Raw genomic sequence first — 25,936 nt, 5'->3', positions numbered from 1 at the left:
TTTGAGAAAAGGGGGCGGGGGTTTATGAAGGACACACGACAGCGTGCCCTCTCTACATTAATGAATACCCAATTTCTTTTCCAGATAATGAATATTTTGGCCGCCGGCGGCAAAAGCCGCATCGGACATAATCATTTGCTGCAAGGGAATATTGGTTTTGATACCGTCGATAACCATTTCACTCAGAGCGGTTCTCATTCTGGCAATGGCGCTGGCGCGGTCTTCACCATGAGCAATTAATTTGCCTATCATGGAATCGTAATACGGCGGCACCCGGTAACCGTTGTAGATATGGGTTTCGCAGCGGATACCCGGGCCACCCGGCATGTGGAACTGATCGATCAGGCCGGGACAAGGCATAAAGGTTTGCGGGTCTTCTGCGTTGAGACGGCATTCCACCGCATGACCGGTGAATGTCACCTGATCCTGAGTGATGGACAGACGTTCGCCGGCAGCTACTCGAAGCTGTTCTTTGACGATATCAAAGCCGGTGATCATTTCAGTAACCGGATGCTCCACCTGTACCCTGGTGTTCATTTCGATAAAAAAGAACTCGCCTTTTTCATATAAAAACTCAAAAGTACCGGCCCCCAGATAGCCAATGTCGCGGCAGGCCTGTGCACAACGCTCACCCATTCTTTGCCGCTGTTCCGGTGTAATACCCGGTGCCGGAGCTTCCTCCACCACTTTCTGATGGCGGCGCTGCATGGAGCAATCCCGCTCACCCAGATGGATGGCGTTACCGTGAGAGTCGGCCATCACTTGAAACTCGATATGGCGCGGGTCTTCCAGAAATTTTTCCATATACACGGTGGGGTTGCCGAATGCAGCAGCCGCTTCGCCTTTGGTCAGATTAATGGAGCTGATCAGATGTGATTCGGTATGCACGGTGCGCATACCACGACCACCGCCACCACCGGCGGCTTTGATGATGACTGGATAACCAACCTCCCGGGCCAGTTTCAGGTTGGCGGCATCGTCATCGCCCAAAGGTTCACCATTGCCCGGTACACAAGGGATACCGGCAGCAATCATGGCTTTTTTGGCGGAGATTTTATCGCCCATCATGCGAATAGTATCCGCTTTGGGGCCGATAAACACAAAACCGCTTTGGCTGACTTTTTCAGAAAAATCGGCATTTTCCGACAGAAAACCATAACCGGGATGAATGGCTTGAGCATCAGTTACTTCTGCAGCACTGATAATAGCCGGGATATTCAAATAACTTAATGCGGAAGGTGCCGGGCCAATACAGACGGCTTCATCAGCCAGACGCACGTGTTTTAGATCACGATCAGCTTGCGAATAGACGGCGACAGTTTTGACGCCCAGTTCACGGCAAGCGCGTAAAATACGCAATGCAATCTCGCCGCGATTGGCGATAACAATTTTCTCGAACATAGTTCCCCCAGTGGCAATTTATTCTATAACGAACAATGGTTGACCGTACTCGACGGGATGACCGTTTTCCACCAGAATTTGTTTAATTTTTCCACTTTTATCTGATTCAATTTGATTCAGAATTTTCATGGCTTCTATGATGCACAAAGTCTGACCAACAGTAACAGTGTGACCGATTTCGACAAATGATCCTGAGCCCGGTGAAGCCGAGCGGTAAAACGTGCCGACCATAGGTGACAGTACTTGATGACCAAGGATTTTTTCTTCGACCGGGGCAGCTGTTGCCGAAACCAGCGGCACGGCAGGAGCAGGCGCTGGTGCAGCGGCGGGTGCAGGTGGCGCATAATGGCTATATTGCGGAGCAGGAGCCGATGAATAGCGGTTGATTCGGACTGACTCTTCACCTTCAGTAATCTCTATCTCAGCAATATCGGATTCCTCGATGAGATCGATGAGTTTTTTTATTTTTCTAATATCCATTGTTCTGAGTTCTCTCTTGTAAAAATTGATGAGCAGCTTGCAGCGCCAGCAGATAACCATTGGCACCTAATCCACAGATAACGCCAACGGCGATGTCTGAAAAATACGAATGTGTTCGAAAAGCCTCCCGTGCATGGACATTGGATAAATGTACCTCTATGAACGGAATTTTGGTGGCAAGTAAGGCATCGCGTAACGCCACACTGGTATGGGTAAAAGCGGCAGGATTGATGATAATGAAATCAGTATGTTGCAGATAGGCGGCGTGAATGTGTTCCACCAGGACATGCTCGGCATTGCTTTGCACAAAAGCAAGCTCTAGCTTTAAATCGGCAGCCAGATGCTCCAGATTGGTTTGAATATCCGCCAAACTTGTTGTGCCGTAAATCCCTGGCTCTCTGATACCTAGTAGGTTTAAGTTAGGGCCGTTAAGTACGGTGATTTGCGCCATAGCAGGTGGTAAACGATAAAACCTTAAAGGCGCAAATTTTGCCTAATTTGTGGGCTATTGTCCAGATAATCTGTTAATAAACCGAAATTATTCTGCTTTGGGTTTATTCAGCAGGGGAGCAAGGACAGAAAGCAGCTTGTCTTTGCTTAATTCCCCGGGCTGATGATGGATAATTTGACCCGTAGGATTGACGATAATGCTGAACGGCACGGCGTTGATTATATTGCCCAGCCGGTATGCCAGGCTCAGGCCGGCTTCTCCGGCAACCAGAATAGGGTAATTAATGTGGACACGAGCCAGATAATCCAGCACAGCCGCTTTTTCTTCGATAGCCACACCAATAAACTGAACACCCTGGGCTTGCAGCTCGGTTTGCATATTGATGAATTCGGGGATTTCTTTGATGCAAGGCCCACACCAGGATGCCCAAAAATTCACCACCAGAAATTTACCGCGCCATTCGCTGATAGCATGGGGCTTATCGTCGATATCCGGCAAGCTGAATTCAATAGGCGGCGCGGTGGCAGCTGTTTGTTCGCTGAGTTGCTGAATCCGCTGGGCAAATATACCCGCCAGCAAGGCTAATGCAGCTATGGCAAGAAAGATAACGGTTTTTTTAGTCATGCGTAAATTTGAAATGTTTGGGTGTCATGTTGGAGGCTAAGTATTAACTTAGGCGCCTGGCTGTCAGGCATTTTTCCATTTGATATTGCAACCGATGCTGGGGGTTTGTTCGGCACTGATGGTTTGACCGGCCAACAATTGATCCAGCGCATTACGCAAGTCCTGCCCGGTGACTGGCTGGTTATTTTGCGGGGTGGAGGCATCCAGACGACCGCGATACACACAATTCAAATATGCATCAAACAGATAAATATCGGGTGTACAGGCGGCCTGATAAGCTTTTGCCACTTGCTGGCTCTCGTCGTATAAATAGGCAGCAAAGGGATTACCCCACTCTGCCATCAGAGCCTGCATTTTATCCGGGGCATCTTGCGGATAATTGTCGATATCGTTGGCACTAATTGCGATAAAGCTGATGCCCAGCGGCGTGTACTGGCGTGGTATGGCCTGTAACTGCTGTTTAATATGCAGTACAAACGGGCAATGGTTGCAGATGAACATCACCACTGTACCGAGCCGACCTTGCAGATCAGACAATCTGAAAGTTTTGCCGGTGGTGGTATCGGGCAGGTTGAAATCGGGAGCGATGCTACCCAGTGGCAGCATATTGGAAGCGGTGGCGGCCATAAGTATCCTCTGGTTGGTATGTGGATGGACAATCCGGGTAAAACAGCCCTGGCCAAGCCGACAATATCCGCACGGTATATCTCCGGATTTTATTCAGCTTTTAGCAATGTCCGTAATCACGCTATAATAGCCTTTTTTACCAAACCTTGAGGATCAAAAAATGGCTGCAGATTTAATTGCCCCCTCCATTCTCTCCGCAGATTTTGCCCGTTTAGGCGAAGAAGTGGTGAACGTTTTAAATGCGGGCGCAGACATCGTGCATTTCGATGTTATGGACAATCATTTTGTGCCGAATCTGACCATAGGTCCCCTGGTTTGCGAAGCACTGCGTAAACACGGCGTTACCGCACCGATTGACGTGCATTTGATGGTAGAGCCTGTCGATCGCCTGATTCCTGATTTTGCCAAAGCCGGGGCCAGCATCATCACTTTCCACCCGGAAGCCTCTGTGCATATTGACCGCACCCTGCAACTGATTAAAGATCAAGGCTGTAAAGCCGGTCTGGTATTCAACCCAGGCACACCTTTGCATTATCTGGATTATGTGCTGGATAAAATCGACATGATTTTATTGATGTCGGTTAACCCAGGCTTCGGCGGCCAATCGTTTATTCCTTCCGCACTGGACAAACTACGTCAGGTGAGAAAAATCATTGATGATAGCGGCCTGGATATTCGCCTGGAAATCGACGGCGGCGTAAAAACCGATAATATCCGCGCCATCAAAGAAGCCGGTGCGGATACTTTTGTAGCTGGTTCCGCGATTTTCGGCAAACCGGATTACAAAAAAGTCATTGATGAAATGCGAGCTGAGTTGGCGTTAGCCGGTAAATAAATACCGCTAACCTAGTTCTTGAAAAACCGCTTTAGCCCTTGGGGCTGGAGCGGTTTTTTTGTGTCTGAGGAAAAACTTTTTGGTTATGGCGTGCCAGACTATCAGCATACCACCACTCAGGTCGCTGGCGGGATAACCAAAACCTGACCGATCTTGACATTGCCGTCGTTCATTTTATTGGCCAAACGCAAAGCGCGCATGGAGACTCGATATTGCTGGGCTATGCCGGACAGGGTTTCACCACGATTGATGGTATGCTGGGCCAGGCTGTCGACAACCTCGTCTTGAACAGCAGCCAGCAACATGGGTTTATCGGAGGCTGGCAAAGAATTATTTTCCACTTGGGCACGGACAACCCGAGCGGCCCTGGATTGCTGGGCCAACAGGGTATTGGCCGGGGCATACTGCCGAAAATGCGCCATGATGCCGCCAAACATGGCGGCGGCCATTCTGTCCTGATAAGCTCGGCTATTGAGGCGATTTTCTTCTTCTGGATTGGAGATAAAAGCGGTTTCTACCAGAATGGAAGGAATATCCGGTGATTTCAGCACCACGAAGCCGGCTTTTTGCACAGCGCTTCTATGTAATTCCCCCAAGCTTCTGACGCTTTTCAGAACCTTGTTGCCGACATTTTGACTGGCTTCCTTGGCGGCTTTATTGGATAAATCGTGCAGAATGCTAACCAGGGTATCGTTACCTGCGTCATTGCCGTTACCGCCAACGGCATCAGCGGCGTTTTCGGTGTCAGCCAGCCAGCGGGCACCGGCGCTGGAAGCACCTTTGCTAGCCAGGGTATATACCGACGCGCCACGGGCACTGGCATCATTAAAAGCATCAGCATGAATAGAGACAAACAGATCGGCTTTGGCCTCGTGAGCCAGCCTCACCCGCTGGTTTAATGGCACAAAATAATCACCATTGCGTATCATGGCGGCTTTCATGCCAGACTGATTGTTGATGATGGCCTCCAGGCGTTTGGCAATGGCAAAAACCACGTCTTTTTCCTGAGTGCCGTTACCGCCTTGGGCTCCGATATCTTTGCCGCCGTGACCGGCATCAATGGCGACAATGATATCCCGGCCTTTGGTTTTAGGGGCTTTCAGTGCCACCGGGCGCACTGGAGTGACTGGGGTTTCGACCGCTTTAACAGAGCTGGTTGCCACCAGATCGGCATGACGATCAACCTTCTGCGGCAAAGCTGCTTTTAACTGCAGATCAAACTGCAGTTCTGCGCCGTTATTTTTTTCTACCAACAGCGATTTGCCCTGGGCCGAGCCTTTCAGCTCGATGACTATGCGCAAATCCTGGCCGTTGCGGATGCCGGTACGCAGATTGGCAAACAGGGGATGATCATTCGGCTGATTTAACACCTGATTCAGCCGGGTGTTTTCTAGATCGATGACCAGGCGATGGGGATTGCTGAGGCTGAAATAACGGTGGCGGCATGGCGCGGACAAGTCAAAAGCGAGGTGGGTTGGCTCCTGGCTGGAATAACTGATGGATTTCAATTGCAATTGCTCAGCGTTGGCTGTACAGGAAATCACAGCAAAACACAGTATCCGGTAAAATTGACGGAGGCATCGCATAATCGTATCCAAGCATTCTTGATAATGTTGTTAAGATTATAGCAATATGTCTTTGTTTTTCCAGTGGAGAATTAAAGAATTTTTTAAAGCAGGCGCTAGGGCTTGAATTTCCAGCAACCGGATGTCGGCCTGATAGCGTAAATTAATTTCTAAATCAGCCGCCGGCAGAAAACCTTGGCCCATTTGCGGCCATTCGATCAGACACAAGGCGGTTTGTTGCAGATAGTCGGCCATGCCCATCCATTCCAGTTCTTCCGGGTCTTTGAGCCGATATAAGTCGAAATGAAACACTTGCCTGCCGGCCAGCTGATATTCTTCGACCAGACTATAGGTTGGGCTTCTCACTGCCTGGCTATAACCGGCGGCGCGCAATAACCCCCTAATTAAAGTGGTTTTTCCGGCACCCAATTCGCCATATAAAAACACCAGGCATTTTTCCGGCAAAGCCTGCCATAGCGCAGCACCAAACGCCTCGGTGTCCGCACTATGGTGCAAGGCGAATTGCACCAGCCTGCCTGCTGTTTATTCGCCGGCCAGGATACCTGCCAAGCGGGATGCCGGCACATAACCCGGCAACACATTGCCTTTGGCAGTAACTATCATCGGCGTGCCGCTCATGCCGAAATCTTCGCCCAATTGCATATGGGCATCAATGGGATTGACACAAGGCTTGCTGTCCAGGGTTTCACCTTTTTTGGCAGCGGTAAGGGCTTTGTTACGATCTGCGGCACACCAAACCGAGATAGCTTTTTTATAGGAATCCGAACCTTTACCGGCTCTGGGGAAAAACAGATAGCGTACCGTAATGCCCTGGGCCAGATATTGGTCAATTTCTGAATGTAATTTGCGACAGTAGCCGCAATCGATGTCGGTAAATACCGATACCTGATATTTGCTGGTTTCCGGTTTGAAAATTATCATGTTTTCCGAACCCAATTTATCCAGCGCCGCTTTACGCACATCGGCCAGTTTGGTTTCGGTGACATTTTTTTTGGCGACAGTATCGTATAACTGGCCTTGCAGCAAATATTTGCCGTCTTCAGAAACATAAAACAGATTAGCGCCCACTCTTACTTCGAACAAGCCATTGATTTCAGAAGGCTTGATGCTTTCGACCTCGGTATTGGGCATGAATCCGCTCAAGGATTTTTTAATAGCGGCCTCATCTGCCGCAGCGTTGACGGCAAAACCGGCAGCCCATAACAGCACGAACATGGAAATAAGTGATTTCATAGATAAACAAATAAGAAAAATGAGATTGATAGACTGTGGATTACCGGCTGGGTTCAGCCATTAATGCGGAAATAATTTGCCCAGATCCAGGAACACGGCAAAGATCATTAAAGACATCAACAAAAACATGCCGACTTGCTGAAAATACATCTGAATTTTTTCCGGCACCGGACTGCCCTTTACAGCTTCAATGGTAAAAAACAATAGATGGCCGCCGTCCAGCACTGGAATCGGCAACAGATTCAACACCCCCAAACTGACACTGACCAAGCCCAGAAATTTTAAAAAAGCCGTCAAGCCCATATCGGCAGACTGGCCGGCATACTGGGCAATACTGATAGGCCCACTGAGATTATCCACCGAAGCTGAGCCAACAAACATTTTGCCCATCATCTTCAGGGTACTGGTCACATAAAAGCCGGTTTTTTCGAAGGCAACCGGCAGGGCATCCCAAGGCGACAATACGTAATCGACTTTAAGACCGTCCATAAAATCCTTCGGTACATCCACACCGGCACCGATTTTGCCTATGCTTTTACCGTCACGTTCTTCTTTATGCGGAATAATCGACAATTGTACCGGCATCTCATTACGTTCGATGACCAGTTTGATCTCGACATCGGCTCTAGCCTGAACATAGTCCACCCATTGCTGCCAGTCCTTGATAACCTGACCATCGGCACTAATAATTAAATCGCCGATCTGCAGGCCGGCCACCTGGGCTGAACCGTGCTCAAACAGTTTGCCTATCACCGGCCGCAACACCGGCATCCAGGGCTTGAAGCCCAGATTTTGGCTAAACTGTTCGGGATTGTCGATATCGGCATCAGTCAACTGGATCAAACGCAACTGATGAGCACCATCCTGAGTTTTAACTTCAACATTGAGCTGATGTTCGCCATTCAGTGCCTGAGACAGCAAAGTATCCAGTGCCTCCATCCAGGTAATGACCGGTTTTTGGTTAATACTGATAATTTCATCCTGCTCGACAAATCCGGCGCCTGCGGCCAGACTACCCGGCGCCACCGGCCCCAGTATCGGCTTAAGACCCGGCTCGCCGATTACCAGCACCAGCCAAAATAAAATCACTGCCAGCAATAAATTAAATAGCGGCCCGGCAGCCACGATAGCGAATCTTTTCCACAACGATTGGCGGTTAAAAGCATGCGGCAGGTCTGCTGTTGCCACCTGACCTTCACGCTCATCAGCCATTTTTACATAGCCGCCCAGCGGAATGGCCGATATCACAAACTCGGTGTCGTCAGCAGATTTGCGCCATGAATACAAGCGCTTGCCGAAACCGATCGAAAACCGTAATACCTTAACCCCGGCTTTACGCGCCACCCAAAAATGCCCATATTCGTGAAACGTCACCAGAATGGCGATGGCGACGATAAAGTAGAACAGCGTATGGACGGTTTCCATATTTAGGCCGGTAAGGCGGTGATCAGACTATGAGCGACATTTCTGGCCTGCTGGTCGGCAGTCAGCACAAGTTCCAGGCTATCGGCAGATTCCGGGCTAAATTGACTCATAGTTTGTTCAATAATTTTAGCGATGTCGGTGAAACGAATTTCCTCATCCAGAAAAGCCTGAACGGCGATTTCGTTGGCAGCATTCAATACCGTGGGCATAATGCCGCCGGCTTTAATGGCCAGATAAGCCAGTTTCAAACAGGGAAACCGTTGTAAATCGGGTTGTTCAAAATCCATATGCCCCACTTTAAAAATGTCCAGCGGCGCTACACCAGAATCGAAACGCTCCGGCCAAGCCATAGCATAGGCAATTGGGGTACGCATATCCGGGTTACCCATTTGCGCCAACACCGAGCCGTCGACATAATCGACCATGGAATGAATAATACTTTGTGGATGTATGACCACCTGAACATCATCCGGTTCCACATTAAATAACAAACAGGCTTCAATAAGTTCCAGCCCCTTATTCATCATAGTGGCGGAATCTACCGAGATTTTTCTGCCCATATCCCATTTTGGATGGGCGACCGCCTGTTCCGGGGTGACATGATCCAAATCGGCCAGCGGGGTTTGCCGGAACGGGCCGCCAGAAGCCGTCAGCAAAATGCGCCGCACCGCTTTGGCAACTGTACCGGTGGTGTATGCAGCCGGCATACATTGAAAAATGGCATTGTGTTCGCTATCGATAGGCAATAACTGGGCACCGGCATCACGCACGGCCTGCAGAAAAATCTGACCGGACATCACCAGCGCTTCTTTATTGGCCAGCAAAATGGTTTTGCCGGCTTTGGCAGCCGCCAGAGTGGGAATCAGGCCCGCGGCACCGACAATCGCCGCCATGATGGAATCGACATTTTCCAGGGTCGCCACCTGCTGTAAAGCCTCGGCTCCAGCCAACACCTTGATGTCGGCCACCGATGAGGCGGCAATTTTGGCGCGCAGCGCATCGGCTTTACTTGCATCCGCCATCACCGCATATTCGGGATGGTGAACCAGACATTGCTCAAACAGACCGTCGACATTCCCGTTCGCGGTTAAAGCCACCACCTTATACAGGTCAGGATGGCGCGCCACCACATCCAGTGTACTGACGCCTATTGAGCCGGTGGCTCCCAAGATGCAAATGCCCTTCATGCAAATACGCTCCTACCAATTAACACGATACCGGCATAAAAAAACGGCGCTGCGGCAATAACACTGTCTATTCTGTCCAGAATGCCGCCATGACCCGGCAATAGATTGCCGCTGTCTTTAACACCTTTTTTTCTTTTCACCAGACTGAAGAACAAATCCCCGTAAATCGATACCAGCACGGTCAAAACCGACAGGAATAAAATATCCACCGACATCAGGATAGCAATTTGCGCTTCTTCGGCTTCCAGCGGCGCCAGACCATAATACAGGCGCAAGGCTATGCCGCACACCAAGGCAGAGACCAAAGCACCGTACATGCCTTGCACGGTTTTACCGGGGCTGATATCGGGCGCCAATTTGGTTTTTCCCCATTTTTTACCGGCAAAAAAAGCGCTGACATCGGCCGCCCAGATCAACAACAGAAAATACAGCACCATAGCCGAGCCGTAATAAGCCCGCAGTTTTACCAAGAACATCCAGGCCGATAACAATACCAGCCACCCGACAAAGGCCTTGAATCGCGGAGAAAACGCCATAGCCAATAATTGCCCGCCGGCATTTCTGATCAGGATCATGGTTACTATCCAGAACAGTACCGGTGCAATCACCAGCCATTCCAGAGCATCGGAATAATCTTTGACTTCCGGCCATTCCAGGGCATCGCCCAACAACTCCAGAAATACCGTCCAATAAGTTACCCCCAGCATCGGCAAGATCAGCAACACCAAAAATTGGATGCGTTTAGGCTTAGAGTCAACATCAGTCAGCGCCAACCATTCCCAAGCACCCAGCAAGGTAATTATTGCAATGAACAGGGAAAAATACAGCGTAGGCAATTCAAAAATCGCCAAAACGGCAACACTCGCTAACACGACTGCTGTTATTATTCTTTTTATTAACATAATTTAGCTTATTAATTATTATTGGTAATTATTCAGGGTAAGGTTGCCGGTCTTGTTATTTTTAAAGGAACACTGGGACGCTGAATAGTTACTATTGTATTTATAAATTAGCCAGCGTTTTTTTCTCAACCATTTGTTCACCGGTGTGCCCAAACCGTCTTTGCCGGCTTTTAAAGCTGGCTACTGCATTGGCAAGTTCATTCTTGTCAAAATCCGGCCATAGCCGATCGGTAAAATAGAACTCGGTATACGCCAGTTGCCACAGTAAAAAATTACTGATGCGCTCTTCGCCGCCGGAACGGATAAACAAATCAGGTTCCGGCAAACCCGCGGTTACCAGATGCTCGTTAAGCAATTGTTCGGAAATCTGTTCAGGCTGCAATTCACCCTGGGCAATGCGCTCGCCAATTTTACGCAGTGCCTGGGTAATATCCCAGCGTCCACCATAATTGGCCGCAATCAACAGCGTCAAACCGGTGTTTTGCTGGGTTTGGGCTTCTGCTTCACGGATTTTTTCCTGCAATTTTTCCGGAAAACCGCTTTTGTCGCCAATGATTTGCAAACGAATATTGTTTTTCATCATACTGTTGACTTCGGATTGCAGCGTTTTCATGAATAAATCCATCAACAAGCTGACTTCATCCAGCGGCCGCCGCCAGTTTTCACTACTAAAGGCAAATAAGGATAACACCTCAATATGGTTATCGCTGCAAAATTCAACAGCCTTGCGTACCGCCTTGACACCGGCATGATGCCCGACGATACGCGGCATCAGCCGCTTTTGCGCCCAGCGGCCATTACCATCCATGATAATGGCTATATGGCGCGGCACATCACCATCGCTTACCGGTATTTTTCCTACTTTAGCAGTCATAATTTCGCTCAATTACATGGATAGCAGATCGGCTTCTTTTTCTTCCAAGGCTTTTTCCACTTCCTTAATATACTGATCAGTCAATTTCTGAATTTTATCTTCCGCCTGACGGGCATCATCTTCGGAAATCAATTTTTCTTTCAGGGCTTCCTTAATCGCGGAATTGGCATCCCGGCGAATATTGCGAATCGCCACCCGACCGCCTTCAGCCTCATTTTTCACTACCTTGACCAAATCCCGGCGCCGCTCTTCGGTTAATGCCGGCAAAGGGATACGGATCACCGTACCCTGAGTGGCGGGGTTCAACCCCAGGCCGGAAGACATAATAGCTTTTTCGATGGCCTGGACTATACCTTTCTCCCAAGGCACCACTTTCAGGGTGCGGGAATCTTCAACCGAAACATTGGCCACCTGCGATAAGGGTGATTCCGAGCCATAATAACTGACCGAAATCTGATCCAGCAGGCTGGGATGAGCCCGTCCGGTTCTGATCTTGGTAAAAGCTTTTTGCAGCGCTTCGATACTTTTCACCATGCGCGATGCTGCATCTTGTTGAATATCATTGATCATTCTATTCTCTCACGATAAGCGAGCCGATATCTTCACCCTGCATCAGGCGCATTACCGCTCCAGGTTCAAAAATATTCATAACCCGCATAGGCAAATTATTTTCCCGGCATAACACCAGTGCGGTGGCATCCATAACGTTCAGACGCTGATCGATAGCCTCGTCATAGGTTAAACGCGGATAAAACACTGCATCCGGATCTTTATTGGGATCAGCGGAATAGACCCCTTTGACTTTGGTAGCCTTGATCATTAATTCCGCATCAATTTCAATGGCGCGCAGACTGGCAGCGGTATCCGTGGTAAAAAACGGATTACCGGTACCGGCGGCAAAAATGGTGACCCGACCTTTTTCCAAATGTCTGACCGCCCGGCGGCGAATATAATCTTCGCAGACCTGATTAATTTTCAGGGCTGTCATTACCCGCACCGGTTGGCCCAGGTATTCCAAAGCATCCTGCATGGCCAAGGCATTGATCACGGTAGCCAGCATACCCATTTGATCACCGGTCACCCGATTCAAACCGGCAGAGACTTTTTCTGCCCCACGCAAAATATTACCGCCGCCTATCACCAAGCCCACCTGGATACCGGCATCACACAAATCTTTAACTTCATGAGCTAAGCGCTGAACGATATCAGGATCAATACTGCCGCCCTGTTCACTCATGAGGGCTTCGCCACTCAATTTAAGTAAAATTCTTTGACAAATTATCCGACTCATAATCAAACGTATCCGCTATTAATGTTAAGTTAAAGGTAATTATTCAGCGTCATGTTGCATGAGCCTTTTTTAAAAAACGTACTTGGCTGCGAATGATGCGCTGTACTGCGGTTAGCACATCCTACAACCAGCTGTTTTTAAAGGGACACTTGGACGTTGAATAATTACAGTTAAAGCAAGTCTTGCCCGACAGAAAAAACCCGGTATCGACCGGGTTTCTGGAGCGGGATTAAGCTCTGACCTGCGCCATGACTTCTTCAGCAAAGTTTTCTTCTTTCTTTTCGATACCTTCGCCCACTTCAAAGCGAGCAAAACGCACCACTGAATTCCCTTTGGAAGTCAACAATTTGCCTACGGTAACGCTGTCGTCTTTGATGAAAGGTTGACCCAGCAGAGTCACTTCCGCCAAAAACTTGGCGATCCGACCGTCTATCATTTTTTCTACAATTGCCGCCGGTTTGCCGCTTTCCAGGGCCTGAGCCGCGAAAATTTCTTTTTCTTTGGCTATTACTTCAGCAGACACTTGGTCGCCGGAAACATAAGCCGGTTTGGCAGCTGCCACATGCATGGCAATATCTTTGCCCAGTGCAGCGTCTTCCTGGCTCAACTCTACGATCACGCCAATTTTGCTGCCATGCAGGTAAGCGGCCTGACCGCCAGTGCTGGTGGTAAATTTAACGAACCGACGCACAGTGATATTTTCACCCAATTTGGCGATCAATGCACGGCGGGTTTCATCCACAGTGCTGCCATTAGGCAATACCAGGCCCTGTAACTGTTCTTCGGTTTCCACATCACTGTCCAGCAACGCAGTGGTGACATCGTTAACAAAACCGGAAAAATCATCGCCTTTGGCAACAAAATCGGTTTCGGAATTGACATCCACCAGCACTACGGTTTTGGCATCGTCAGATACTTTTACACCGATAATGCCTTCTGCAGCGATACGGCCAGATTTTTTATCTGCTTTGGCCAAACCTGATTTGCGCATGTTTTCGATGGCCAATTCCATATCACCGCTGGCTTCCACCAGGGCTTTTTTGCATTCCATCATCCCGGATCCGGTTCGCTCACGCAATTCCTTCACCATAGCCGCACTAATACTCATGATTATTCCTCAAGTTTATTAACTAAAAAAACGCCTCACTAAGGAGGCGTTTAAAAGACTTACTCACCCTGGCCGAATAAATCAGCCCGGCATAGCCGCATTAACGGCCTAATTAATTTACTGCTTCAGGAGCGACTTCTTCGACAAAGTCGTCCGCTTTGGCTGACGCATCCAGGCGTAATGATTTGGCTTCCAGAATTGCAGCCGCTGCACTTTGGCAGTATAAAGAAACCGCCCGAATTGAATCGTCGTTACCAGGAATTACATAATCTACCGTTTCAGGTGAATTGTTGGAATCCACAATACCTACCACCGGAATGCCCAGTTTTTTGGCTTCCATAATGGCATTTTTTTCGTAACCGACATCCAATACAAAAATCACGTCAGGGGTACCGCGCATATCTTTGATACCGCCCAGACTGCGTTCCAGTTTTTCCAGCTCACGTTCCATGCCCAAAGCTTCTTTTTTGCTGAAACGTTGGTAAAGTGTACCGTCAGCTTTCATCGCTTCCAGTTCTTTCAGGCGATTAATGGATTTTTTGATGGTTTTAAAGTTGGTCAGCATACCGCCCAACCAGCGATGGTTGACATAAGGCATGCCCGCGCGAGTGGCTTCATCAGCCACGGTTTTGCGCGCGGCTTTTTTAGTGCCGACAAACAGAATAGTGCCTTTATTGGCAGTCATTTGACCCAGATAATTCATGGCATCATTAAATAAAGGAAGCGTTTGTTCCAAATCAATGATATGAATCTTGTTACGAGCGCCGAAAAGGTAAGGTGCCATTTTCGGGTTCCAGTAACGGGTTTGGTGTCCAAAATGAACACCGGCTTCTAGCATTTGACGCATTGACACTGCGGCCATTGTTTTCTCCTAAGAATTTGCCGGATTTTCCGGCTTTGGGTTACGCCTCCGTACTGTCCCGACTGATGACCGGCCCAGGCAAACTTGCCTAAAACCAGCACCCCATCAATCGTGTCGACAGACGTGAGTATTAAAAATACATAGTGAACTTATCTTTATACCATGATTACGTTTTCACAACAAGGCCGAATCTGTTAGACTGACTAAGCACCCGCATAACCGCGACTGTAAAACCTTATTAACCCTATGTTTTCTATTTAAGAGCCACGCAAAGACCGCATGAGTATTGTAATAAAAACCGCTGACGAAATTGCCAAAATGCGAATTGCCGGTAAACTGGCCGCAGAAGTGCTGGAAATGATTGCACCCCATGTTGTGGTTGGCGTTACCACCGAGGAACTGGATCAAATTTGCCACGATTACATTGTCAATGTGCAGCAGGCAATTCCAGCGCCATTAAATTATCGCGGTTTTCCCAAATCGATTTGCACTTCGATTAATCATCAAATCTGTCACGGCATTCCCAGCGATAAAAAACTGAAAAGCGGCGATATTGTTAATATTGATATTACGGTGATTAAAGACGATTATCACGGCGACACCAGCCAGATGTTCTGTGTCGGCGAGGTTAGCCCGCACGCCCGGCGGCTGGTGGAGATTACTCGCCAAGCCATGTTTTTGGGCATTGAACAGGTCAAACCCGGCGCCCATTTTGGCGATATCGGTTACGCGATTCAAAAGCATGCCGAAACCAATCGTTATTCTGTGGTCAGAGAATTTTGCGGCCATGGTATCGGCAAAAAGTTTCATGAAGAGCCGCATGTGCTGCATTACGGTAAACGCGGCGATGGGGCTGTTATCGAGCCGGGTATGATATTTACCATAGAACCCATGCTGAATCTGGGCAAACCGCACATGAAAATCCTGGCTGACGGCTGGACCGCCGTGACTAAGGATCACAGCCTTTCCGCTCAATGGGAACATACGCTGCTGGTGACAGACACCGGCTATGAAATTCTGACTTTACGTGAGGAAGAACGGTGAATCTAGTCGAGTTACCGGTTCGTAAATCTATCAGCTGTTTTGCCCAACCCAATCCGGCGGCAGCTTTTAAGGCCCTGATTCAAACGCATTCTCAGGGGCTAAGATTACGGTTTCGACCGGATCAGTCGGTGTCAAGCTTGCTGACTGCTAAATCACGCTTCACTGATGGTTTGCTGAAATGCTGCTGGCAGCATTTTCTGGGTGTCAAAAACCACGCCCTGGCCTTGATTGCTACCGGGGGTTATGGCCGCACTGAACTGTTTCCCCATTCTGATGTCGATATTTTGATTATCGCCAGTCCGGCGGATAAAGAGTTGTTTCAGGAACAATTAGCCAATTTCAGCCGTTTTCTGTGGGATATCGGTCTGAAACCGGGCCAAAGTGTGCACAGTATCGACGAATGCCTGGAAGCCGCCGGTGACGATCAGACTATTTTCACCAGCTTGCTGGAAATGCGGCTGATCACCGGCAATGCCGAGCTGTTCCGAAGCCTGAAAACTCAGCTGAGCACACGCCAACTTTGGCCTTCCGAACAATTTCTACCGGTTAAGATTGCCGAACAAGAGCATCGCTACAGCAAGTTTCATGAAACCGCCTACAATCTGGAACCCAATATCAAGGAAGGTCCGGGCGGCTTACGCGATCTGCAAGTTATTGCCTGGGTATTTAAACGCCACTATCATGCGGCCAGTCTGAACGAGCTGATTAAGTACGGCTATTTACCCAAATCCGAATATCACAGCTTTATTACCGCCAAACAAATTCTGTGGCGCTTGCGCTTTGCTCTGCATTTATTAACCAATCGCAGCGAAGACCGGCTGCTGTTTGATTACCAGCGCGAACTGGCGGCCTGGTTTGGTTATCTGGATCAAGATCAGCAGCCCGATGTTGAAAGCTTTATGCAGTTTTATTACAAGACGGTCGTGGACATTGAACGTCTGAATGAAATGCTGCTGCAATTGTTAAATGAGAAGCTGATCAGCGATCCTGATCAATTGAAACCCATACCGATCAGCGCCGATTTCTCGGCAATCGGCGGCTATCTGGAAGCTACCAATCACGAGGTCTTTACCGAAAATCCGCTGGCATTGCTGGAAATATTTCTTTTGGCTCAGCAATTACCTTCGTTAAAAGGCATCCGCGCCAGCACTTTGCGTTTGATTCGCAAAAACGTGCATCGAATCGATCAGGCCTTCCGCACCAGTAAACAGGCCAACCGGCTGTTTCTGGAAATATTGCGCCAACCGCGCGGCATTACTCATGAATTAAAACGCATGAACCGTTACGGTGTGCTGGCCGCGTATTTGCCGGACTTTGCCAATATTGTTGCGCGCATGCAATACGATTTGTTCCACATTTATACTGTGGATGAACATACTCTGTTTTTAATTCGCAATCTGCGCCGGTTTTCGCTGGACAAGCACAGCAAGGAATTGCCGTTCTGCAATAAAATATTCCTGCTGATCCCCAAGCCGGAAATTCTGTATATTGCCGCGCTGTTTCATGACATTGCCAAAGGCCGGGGCGGCGATCACTCGCAATTGGGTGCTACCATTGCTGAAAGATTCTGCTTTCAGCACGATTTACCCACCCATGACATCAAGCTGGTCACCTGGCTGGTGCGGAACCATTTACTGATGTCTATGACTGCGCAGCGTAAAGATATCAGCAACCCGCAGATTATCCATAGCTTTGCGCTGCAAGTCGGCAGCATAGAATATCTAAACCATTTATACCTGCTGACTGTGGCCGACATCCGCGCCACCAGCCCCAGCCTGTGGAACTCTTGGAAGGACTCGCTGCTTAGAGAATTGTATATCGCCACCCATAATGCCTTGCACCGGGGCCTGCACAATCCGATGGCCCGCTCGGAACGCATTAGCGATAATACCCGTGAAGCCCGTCAGGAATTGCTTAAACTGGGCATTTCCACCACCAGCATTGACCAATCCTGGCGGCATTTAAGCGAAGACTATTTTTTGCGCTACTCGGCGGACGAAATTGCCTGGCATACCATCGCTATCGCCGCCAGCGCCGAAACCGAATTGCCGCTGGTGCTGCTGCGCCCGCAAACTCAACGCAGCAGCGCGGAAATCTTTGTTTATACCCATAATCAACCCGGCATTTTTTCCACCTGTACCGCCACGCTGGATCAACTGGGCTTAACCATTCTGGATGCCCGCATCATTACCACTGCTGATCAATATGTGTTGAACAGTTTTCAGGTGCTGCAACAATCCGGCCAACCGATTAAAGATCTGTTTCAGGAAATACATATCGCCAGTTCGCTGCGCCAGGCACTGTTAAGCAAACGGGTCAATCGCCACCCCCGCAATTTGCATAAACAATCGCGTCAGGCCCGCCACTTTCCGATTCCAACCCGCATCACCTTCCTGGATGATCCTTATCAGCGCCATACCATTATTGAGCTGATTACCACTGACCGGGCCGGGCTGCTGTCGACTATAGGCCAGGCCTTTAGTGAACTGGACGTGCAATTGCATGATGCCAAGATTACCACCATCGGTAGCCGGGCTGAAGACATGTTTTATATTACCGACCAGCAGGGTCAGCAAATTGGTGATGCCGATAAACAACTCCAAATCCAGGAGCGCATTTTGGAGTTATTACACAATGATGCTTGAGGTTGTTGGGGTGGCGAGCTGCGAGCGATGGGCTTTATTGGGTTTGGCAAATTACATGGCGGTCGCTTTGATTAAGATTATGTTTGTGTTGATAGTTGATTTTGGTTGAAGCGGTGGTGGGTATTGATGAAGTCTGCTGACGCTGGTTTGATTGAGGCTGCGCGGTGAATTCCTCGATTCCACTGCGTTGCATCGAGGCTACGGGGCGCTTTGATTAAGGCTGTGTTTGCGTTGATAGCTGATTTTGGTTATAGAGGGGTGGGCATTGGCGAAGTCTGCTGGCGCTGGTTTGATTTAGGTTGTGCTGCGAATTCCTCGATTCCACTGCGTTGCATCGAGGCTACGGGTCGCTTTGATTGAGGCTGTGTTTGTGTTGATAGTTGATTTTGGTTATAGAGGGGTGGGTATTGGTGAAGTCTGCTGACGCTGGTTTGATTTAGGTTGCGCGGCGAATTCCTCGATTCCACTGCGTTGCATCGAGGCTACGGGTCGCTTTGATTGAGGCTGTGTTTGTGTTGATAGTTGATTTTGGTTGAAGCGGTGGTGGGTATTGATGAAGTCTGCTGACGCTGGTTTGATTGAGGCTGCGCGGTGAATTCCTCGATTCCACTGCGTTGCATCGAGGCTACGGATTCCTGGCTTTAATAACCGTAAATCAATTTTAAATAAGTGGTTAGCTTCGAGCGATGGGTTTTATTGGGTTTGGCACATCATATGCCGTATTCGTCAAAATAAGATTGGTCGACTACTAGGGGTTGATGATGAACCGCAACGAATCCGATACCGTTAGGGTTGGCATTTATGCCAAAAATTAAAAAATTTGGCACTGCTTTATTGTTTAAATATCAATTGCGGCATTTTTGATTAGCCCTTATGCTGTTCAGCCCAATGGAATTGCCGGGTTAACCACTAAAATCATGCCGATTTTGCCAACTCATAAAACCACCATAGAATATCTAGAGCATTGCCGGGTACAGGCAGCCGACGAACGCTTGGTTTATGTCAAACGCAAAGAGGCCCTGGAGCAGCATTTCGCCATACCCTATGGCAATACCTCGGTATTACTGTTAGGCCCCGGCACTTCAATCACTCAACAGGCTGCGCGGCTGGCCGCCTCGCAAGGCATGTTAATCGGCTTTTGCGCCGGCGGCGCTACACCGATTTATCTTGCCGCCCTTAACGAATACCGCGAACCGGAATATCTGCAAAAATGGTATCCCTTATGGGAAAATCCGGTAAGCCGGCTGGCGATTGCCAAGCACTGGCAAAAAGTACGTGCTGAATTGGTTTGTAAAGTCTGGCTGAAACTGGACGGCGTAGAAATCAACTGTCGGGAAATCGCCGACAACTTTCTGGCCAGGGTGGCCGCAGCCGCCGACACTCAGGGCGTGTTAATTGCCGAAGCCTGGTTCGCCAAACAACTGTACGCCCTACTATCCCGGCACTTCAGCACCCAATTTACCCGCCAACCCAAAGCGCTTGATCTGACCAATCAATTTCTGGATAACGGTAATTATCTGGCTTACGGTTTGGCGGCTTGCAGTTTATGGATATTGGGCATACCCCACAGCCTGCCGGTATTACACGGTAAAACTCGGCGCGGTGCATTGGTGTTTGACCTTGCCGACTTGGTTAAAGACGCCGCCATCATGCCCAACGCATTTCTGGCAGTTGCCAATAAAGAAAACGAAAGTCAGTTCCGGCGCCGTGCCCTGGCAACCCTGGATGAAATTAAAGCCCTGAAATGTTTATTTGCCGAACTAACCGCCGCCTGTAACGGCGACATAAACCCAACCGACCAGCCCAGCGCTTAACCATGTTAGTGGTATTAATCAACGAATCGGAAGGCAAAGCCTGGAAACGTACCCGACGGGTACTGGCCAAATATCTGCCGCAAATCGGCAGCCGGGTCTGGGCCGGGCACATCAGCGAAGAAGGTCTGAAAGATCTGCATCAGGAAATTAAAAAAACAGTTAGTAAAGCCGGCTCTGTAAGCTGTCACCGGGTCATGAGCCGCAATCGCTTGGAACTGCAATGGATAGCCGGCCAAAAAGACTTTTATGATTCCCAAGGCCGTTATGCCTTTCGCACCACGCACATCCGCAAAGAATACAGCACCGAACCACTAGGCCCCTATGCAGAACTGGTATATCTATGCCGACGCATGGCAGCATTGCTGCACGACATCGGCAAAGCCACACTGGCCTTTCAGGGCAAACTGCGAAGCGCATATCACCATGAAGAATACCGGCATGATCTGGTAGGCTTTTTGATGCTGCAACAGCGCTTTGCCGCCAGCCAGCCACCTGATGATCAGGTTTTTCTCACGGAACTGGCAAAGGCGGATCCGCTGTGGCCGGAGGGCGAACTGCTGTTTGAAACCAAAAACCAACCCACACACTTTCCCAATCTCAGCCCCAAACAACTCAAGACATGGCTGGCAACCGCGCCTATTTTTAGTCTGGTAAGCTGGCTGGTGTTAAGCCATCACCGTTTACCAGCCGGCAATGACCAAATTGAAGTATGCGCCAAAGACCCCACTAAAAAAAGCACACACGTCAATCAAACAACATCGCAAGACGGCAAAGTCGCCACCCGAACCCTCAGCCAACAAGCCGCAAACAGCCAACTACCCTGGCAAGAACCTAAATGGCAAACCCAAGTTGCCGCCATTGCAGAAAAAATCAGCGCACTACTCAAGCAATACCCAGACTTACGCGCCGATTTAACCACAAACACCGGCGACTGGATTTTGGCAAACGTACATTACAACCGTCCCCTGCTGATTGCCGCCGACCACTTAGCCAGCATTCAATGCAATACCAGCAAACTGGCGGTAGACAAAGCCTCACCCAGCCAGCCAGCCTACGCCAACACCTATCAGGAACAGCAAAAACCCTACTGGGGCGACACCCTCCCCCAACATTTGCTGCGCGTGGAAAAACTCACCCGCAAACTAAAAACCCTGCTGGCTAATGCCGGGCATTTCCGTTCTGCCGGGTTACAGATAACGTCTCAAGCGCGAATCCCCATTACAGCCCCCAATTTTTACTGGCAACAAAAACTCGCTGAAGCCGCTCAACACACCCTGGAAAATCGCCCGGTATTTGCCGCCATCCTGGCAGAAACCGGCAGCGGCAAAACCTTGGCCGGCGTGCGCTTGCTGGCAGCCATCAGCCCTAAGGATGAACAGGGTGAACCGCGTTTGCGTTATACGTTGGCTTTAGGCTTACGCTCACTAACCCTGCAATCTGCAACTGCATTACGCGAACAAGCGCTGATTAGCCAAGAAGATTTTGTCACCTTAGTGGGAGGCCTAGTCTTGGACGACACCCAAAATTCCAGCGAATCCAGCGAGGCATCCAAAAATGGTAAGGAAAACACCACAGCCGATGACGAAAACGGCTACAGCGTAGGCGGGAAAGATATTAACACCCTCAATCCCGACAATATGCCCTGGCTGGATTGCCTGGACGCCCACCTAGATGGAGACTGCCAAGGCAAACGCGACCGACCGGCCTTATTCAAGATTGTTCATGAGTGGCTAGGCCAACGCGGCCTGCAATTGCTGGAAACCCCAATAGTCGCCTGTACCGTTGACCATCTGGTTCCAGCCACCCACGCCACCAGCGGTGGTGATGCGCGAATGGCATTACGCATCTTCACATCCGATCTGATACTGGACGAAATAGACAACTACAGCGCCCAAGATCTGATCACCCTGGGCAAACTATGTTTCATGGTTGGGCTGGCTGGTCGCCATGTGGTATTAATGTCAGCCACAATGGGGCCGTATGTGGTACAAGGCCTGTTTGACGCCTGGTGGCGGGGCTTATGCATAAAAGCCAAACTGGACGCACCCAGCTTTAACTCCCACACAGCCCACCCGCTTCCCGCCCGACTGATCTTTGCCGGCAACCAGCCCGGTCTGGAAGTTGAATGCCACGATCTTCACACCCACGTTCCGGCCAAATTAATGTTGCATTACAATGATTACGTCAAGCGCACCTGCATAAAAATTCAAGCTACGGCACAACGCCGTCATTTGGATATTTTGCGCCTGACCCCACTGGCACAAGCTACCGATAAAACCAGGCACTTAAAATCCCAAATTTACGCTGAAATTCTCCAGGGCTGTTACCAACTCCACCAAATTAACGCGCAGAAAATCGACAACATCAACGTTTCCATCGGTTTTATCCGCTTTAATACCGCCAAACAAGCCTGGCGCTACAGCCGATGGCTATTAGAACGCCAAAACCATCAGGACGCATACAACTATCAAGTAGTCTGTTACCACGCCAAACATCCGCGTCTGGTGCTGGGTTTAATGGATGCCAAGCTGAATCAGCTTAACAATCGCAAACACGACTCAAACTGGCAGGACTTGCCCGAATTACAGGCCGCACTGGCCCAAACTAAAACCAAGACCAAACAGGACTTAATGATCATAGTCGTTACCACCACTTTACAAGAAACCGGGCGCGACCACGATTACGACTGGGCCATTCTAGAACCGCGCTCAGTGCGCGGCGAAGTGCAAGCAGCCGGACGGGTACGCCGCCACCGCCCCCAGCCCTGGGATAAACTTAATATATTAATCCTGAGCCAGCCGTTACGAGCATTTTCAGCACAGTATGATGCTGACAAATATAAAACATTTGGCTTAGACAATGTATTTCTGTGGGGGAAACCTGGGATTGAGACTAAGGACAGATTAGTCTGCCTACCAGTTTTAAGTGAAATACCGGAATTTTTCCCCAATCTGGATATCAACTTTGGCAAAGGCAAAGCCCACCGTATCGACTTGGCTAAACAAGCCTTGCCTATTCAACTTTGGCAACAACAAGGCTTGAATTCCAGCTTATGCTTGTTAGCACCGGATAAAACTACTTATAGTTATGATGAAAACCCCATCGGCACACTGGAACATCTCGATGGTTATGAGAAACTTTGCGATCATTATGATGATAACTCTGAGTCTGGCAAACAATCGCTAAACGCCTATCTATCGCCAACAACAAACACGGGCAATCCAGCATTGGCTCTGACCAAAGCTCAATATTGTTTAAACCGCTTTCGAGAAAGCTTGACTAAAACCATTACCATTTACTGCTGCTATACCGATCTGGATAATCTATTTAAAAAATTCTATGTGCAGGACTGTGATGACAGGCTTTGCCCGGACAATAGCACGGTTGAACTGGTAAGTTCTGAGCAAACCAAAATGCTTGAGGAGAGGATATTTTTTAATGCTCTGGCCAATGATGTCCGCGCTCATTTTGCCGTAACCCCGCAACCGGCTTACGAAGCGTATCAGGCCTTATTTTGTGATCTCGATTACTATCAAAACCCAGCCTACTACTTTCATTGGGCTTTGGGTTATTGTCCACGCAGCCCTACCAACTAACACCAAATCTGCCGGGTAATAGCGCCCTGGACAATCATTCCTGCCCCCCGGCAAAATCAGTTAAAATGCAGAAGCGCCGCCTAGGCGATTTAGAAAAGATTGATGTTTTACTCACCGCCGCTCAGGCGGTATCCGGTCGCGTTCAACAGAGCGCGACTGTAACTCTCAGTCTGATTTTTAATGCTAAAAAAATCGCAATTATTTAGCGTAAATTTTTTATTATCCTTTTTAAATAGGTAGTTAGCTTCGAATGATGCGCTGCACTGCGTTTAGCACATCCTACAACTGCCTGTTTTTTAAAGTGATAATTGGACGCTGAATAGTTACAAAAAATAAACAAGATAAGATGGGTAGAGCGAGAGCGAAACCTATCCGCTTAATAGTTAGGCGCAGCTTACTAATAAAAAATCCAGATTAATGTTTTAAATATAGTTGACTTACTTCTAGCAGATATTCTAAGCTATTGCTTCGCTTTACCCATTCAAGGAGTAAAAAATGACCAGCCCAAATTGCATGACAGGAGGTGTTTAAATGGCAAGCCCATCCAAAAAACTCAAATCCGAACAACCCAAAGCCTTGCCTGCCCTATCCATATACCAACAGCAAGGCAACACCCTGGCAGCCTTAACCCTAGCCCTACAGCACGGCCTAGCCAACAAGGAAAAAGATCTGGCAAAAACCTTTCAAAAACAATTATTTCAGGCTGCCGGACAAGATCAGTATAGATTGCATTTGCATGATAACCAGGAATTGAACACTGCCTTGAGTCTGGCGCTGGCGCTGGTTAACAAGACCGATAACGTAACAGACTGGTTAGACATACTCCAGCAACCCGATTATTGGCATGCCATACGACTGAGCCGCATTACCCCGCTACTCAACAAGGCCGTAGCTCGTCTGGCAACTCACATCCCCAAAGTGCGCAATCCCGCCAACGAAGGCGCCCCCAAATTTGCCAAAACGCCCTGCCCTGATTTGTCTGTGATTCCCGCCAGCGCCGCCAGCCTGGCTACCAGCACAATTGAAGGTGATGCCACTTTAGTCGGCGCCCGGTTTTTCTTTGAGTTTGTGTTTTATCTCGCCGGCAAACCGGCATCGGTATTCAGCATGTTGCTGAACAAAGACCCAGTGCTAACTGATTTCCTCCAGCAAATTGGTCTGGACGAAATCATAGTTAAACAATGGCACAGTAAAGCAAGCCAACTACCCGCCGAGTTATCGCCCCTCCACGCCCAATTACTGTTTAAAACTACAGGCGATGAGCAAACCATTAGCATTACGCCCATGCTGAGTGTGGCGGCGGCGGCCTGGCTGGGACAATGGCGCAGAGAAGCACTTGTTCATACCGAAGAAAATCAGATCGGCAACCGTCCATTATTCAATATCGAAGCCGCCGAATACGGTGGCACCAACGCCCGTAATATCGCGGCGATACTAATGGATTTTTCCGGTAAACAACAACATCCTAAAATCCTGCCGCCGCCAGTCCGACGGGATACGCCGGACAGGTTGATACGTCTGATCCATCAGCCCCAATATTTGATCAATGCCAAGCCATTGAAAGGCAAAACCCTCAGCAAATTAGCCAGCCACTCCACCTTACCTACCAATGACCAGCTAACCCAACGGCTGACCAATATCATCCGGCAATTGCTGGATGAATTACTGGAAGACGTACTACTAATTAAAAGCCTGCTGGATAGCCAACATCCAGAAGCACTTAAATTCCAGGCCTTTTTTAGCGGCATAACCAAAACCCATCGTCATCTCCAGTTGGTAAGCGGCACAGCCAACCGCGCACAAATCAAAACTATTGCCATCCACATAGCAGAAGCCTGGTTAGGCATTAACCAAGACTTTAAAGGCGGCGGAGAACGTTACCAGCAAATAGTAGCCATTATTGATCAACAACTAAACGCATCCATACAGGGGGAGTTGAGCTTATGAGCAG

General features: G+C 49.0%; 23 protein-coding genes. 7 read left to right on the top strand and 16 right to left on the bottom strand.

All coding sequences use genetic code 11. From position 1 onward, the window contains the following. Positions 1–57 precede the first annotated feature (57 nt). From accC to KEF85_RS04605, 5 genes are all read right to left on the bottom strand, one after another. A complete protein-coding gene (accC, locus tag KEF85_RS04625) occupies positions 58–1,401 on the bottom strand; it encodes an acetyl-CoA carboxylase biotin carboxylase subunit (protein WP_215583549.1) in 1,344 nt (447 codons plus the stop codon). Positions 1,402–1,419: 18 nt separating this feature from the next. Next, positions 1,420–1,881 carry an acetyl-CoA carboxylase biotin carboxyl carrier protein gene (accB, locus tag KEF85_RS04620; protein WP_215583548.1) on the bottom strand — a complete coding sequence of 154 codons (462 nt, stop codon included), beginning with the start codon at positions 1,879–1,881 and terminating at the stop codon, positions 1,420–1,422. Further along, positions 1,871–2,332, bottom strand: coding sequence for a type II 3-dehydroquinate dehydratase (gene aroQ / locus KEF85_RS04615; RefSeq protein WP_215583547.1), 462 nt, complete (start codon positions 2,330–2,332; stop codon positions 1,871–1,873). Before aroQ ends, accB begins: the two co-directional genes overlap by 11 nt. Before the next feature lie 87 nt (positions 2,333–2,419). Continuing rightward, a complete protein-coding gene (locus KEF85_RS04610) occupies positions 2,420–2,956 on the bottom strand; it encodes a TlpA family protein disulfide reductase (RefSeq protein WP_215583546.1) in 537 nt (178 codons plus the stop codon). Positions 2,957–3,019: 63 nt separating this feature from the next. Continuing rightward, on the bottom strand, positions 3,020–3,583 hold the full coding sequence (locus KEF85_RS04605; protein WP_215583545.1) for a thioredoxin family protein: 564 nt from the start codon (positions 3,581–3,583) through the stop codon (positions 3,020–3,022). A 160-nt stretch (positions 3,584–3,743) separates the two neighbouring features. On the opposite strand from KEF85_RS04605, the gene rpe reads away from it, so the two are divergent. Next, a complete protein-coding gene (gene rpe / locus KEF85_RS04600) occupies positions 3,744–4,418 on the top strand; it encodes a ribulose-phosphate 3-epimerase (protein ID WP_215583544.1) in 675 nt (224 codons plus the stop codon). A 116-nt stretch (positions 4,419–4,534) separates the two neighbouring features. Here the strand turns inward: rpe and KEF85_RS04595 are convergent, their stop codons facing one another. The 11 genes from KEF85_RS04595 to rpsB form a co-directional block, all read right to left on the bottom strand. Next, positions 4,535–5,962, bottom strand: a complete 1,428-nt coding sequence (locus tag KEF85_RS04595; protein ID WP_246535037.1) for an N-acetylmuramoyl-L-alanine amidase — start codon at positions 5,960–5,962, stop codon at positions 4,535–4,537. 78 nt (positions 5,963–6,040) lie between these two features. Next, positions 6,041–6,511 (bottom strand): tRNA (adenosine(37)-N6)-threonylcarbamoyltransferase complex ATPase subunit type 1 TsaE, encoded by a 471-nt coding sequence (gene tsaE, locus KEF85_RS04590; protein WP_215583542.1) that lies wholly within the window; start codon positions 6,509–6,511, stop codon positions 6,041–6,043. Between the two features lie 15 nt (positions 6,512–6,526). Continuing rightward, the gene (locus tag KEF85_RS04585) at positions 6,527–7,237 is read right to left on the bottom strand and encodes a DsbC family protein (protein WP_215583541.1); all 711 of its coding nucleotides are present in this window, start codon (positions 7,235–7,237) and stop codon (positions 6,527–6,529) included. 60 nt (positions 7,238–7,297) lie between these two features. After that, complete coding sequence (gene rseP / locus KEF85_RS04580; RefSeq protein WP_215583540.1) at positions 7,298–8,662, bottom strand: RIP metalloprotease RseP; 1,365 nt, start codon at positions 8,660–8,662, stop codon at positions 7,298–7,300. A gap of 2 nt (positions 8,663–8,664) precedes the next feature. Continuing rightward, positions 8,665–9,849, bottom strand: a complete 1,185-nt coding sequence (gene ispC, locus KEF85_RS04575) for a 1-deoxy-D-xylulose-5-phosphate reductoisomerase (protein WP_215583539.1) — start codon at positions 9,847–9,849, stop codon at positions 8,665–8,667. Next, positions 9,846–10,751, bottom strand: coding sequence for a phosphatidate cytidylyltransferase (locus KEF85_RS04570; RefSeq protein WP_215583538.1), 906 nt, complete (start codon positions 10,749–10,751; stop codon positions 9,846–9,848). Before KEF85_RS04570 ends, ispC begins: the two co-directional genes overlap by 4 nt. 100 nt (positions 10,752–10,851) lie before the next feature. Continuing rightward, entirely contained in the window at positions 10,852–11,625 is a 774-nt protein-coding gene (uppS, locus tag KEF85_RS04565) for an undecaprenyl pyrophosphate synthase (protein WP_215583537.1), read from the bottom strand. A gap of 12 nt (positions 11,626–11,637) precedes the next feature. Next, on the bottom strand, positions 11,638–12,195 hold the full coding sequence (gene frr, locus KEF85_RS04560) for a ribosome recycling factor (RefSeq protein ID WP_215583536.1): 558 nt from the start codon (positions 12,193–12,195) through the stop codon (positions 11,638–11,640). Between the two features lies 1 nt (position 12,196). After that, positions 12,197–12,916: a UMP kinase gene (gene pyrH / locus KEF85_RS04555; RefSeq protein WP_215583535.1), complete on the bottom strand. Its 720-nt coding sequence runs from the start codon at positions 12,914–12,916 to the stop codon at positions 12,197–12,199. 229 nt (positions 12,917–13,145) lie between these two features. Further along, positions 13,146–14,024 (bottom strand): translation elongation factor Ts, encoded by an 879-nt coding sequence (gene tsf, locus KEF85_RS04550; RefSeq protein ID WP_215583534.1) that lies wholly within the window; start codon positions 14,022–14,024, stop codon positions 13,146–13,148. 112 nt (positions 14,025–14,136) lie between these two features. Then, positions 14,137–14,886 (bottom strand): 30S ribosomal protein S2, encoded by a 750-nt coding sequence (gene rpsB, locus KEF85_RS04545; protein WP_215583533.1) that lies wholly within the window; start codon positions 14,884–14,886, stop codon positions 14,137–14,139. Positions 14,887–15,165: 279 nt separating this feature from the next. Here rpsB and map point away from each other — a divergent pair, with 279 nt between their 5' ends. The 6 genes from map (at position 15,166) to KEF85_RS04515 (ending at position 25,932) form a co-directional block, all read left to right on the top strand. Further along, on the top strand, positions 15,166–15,930 hold the full coding sequence (map, locus tag KEF85_RS04540; RefSeq protein WP_215583532.1) for a type I methionyl aminopeptidase: 765 nt from the start codon (positions 15,166–15,168) through the stop codon (positions 15,928–15,930). Positions 15,931–15,959: 29 nt separating this feature from the next. Continuing rightward, positions 15,960–18,575: a [protein-PII] uridylyltransferase gene (glnD, locus tag KEF85_RS04535; RefSeq protein WP_215585009.1), complete on the top strand. Its 2,616-nt coding sequence runs from the start codon at positions 15,960–15,962 to the stop codon at positions 18,573–18,575. Between the two features lie 917 nt (positions 18,576–19,492). Next, positions 19,493–20,389, top strand: coding sequence for a type I-F CRISPR-associated endonuclease Cas1f (gene cas1f / locus KEF85_RS04530; protein WP_215583531.1), 897 nt, complete (start codon positions 19,493–19,495; stop codon positions 20,387–20,389). A gap of 2 nt (positions 20,390–20,391) precedes the next feature. After that, positions 20,392–23,985: an HD domain-containing protein gene (locus KEF85_RS04525; protein WP_215583530.1), complete on the top strand. Its 3,594-nt coding sequence runs from the start codon at positions 20,392–20,394 to the stop codon at positions 23,983–23,985. Between the two features lie 65 nt (positions 23,986–24,050). After that, entirely contained in the window at positions 24,051–24,191 is a 141-nt protein-coding gene (locus KEF85_RS04520; RefSeq protein ID WP_215583529.1) for a hypothetical protein, read from the top strand. 325 nt (positions 24,192–24,516) lie between these two features. Further along, a complete protein-coding gene (locus KEF85_RS04515) occupies positions 24,517–25,932 on the top strand; it encodes a hypothetical protein (RefSeq protein WP_215583528.1) in 1,416 nt (471 codons plus the stop codon). Positions 25,933–25,936: the final 4 nt, after the last annotated feature.

Source organism: Methylomonas paludis (genome assembly GCF_018734325.1).
Taxonomy (GTDB): Bacteria; Pseudomonadota; Gammaproteobacteria; order Methylococcales; family Methylomonadaceae; genus Methylomonas; species Methylomonas paludis.
This window is presented reverse-complemented; position numbering and strand designations above follow the sequence as displayed.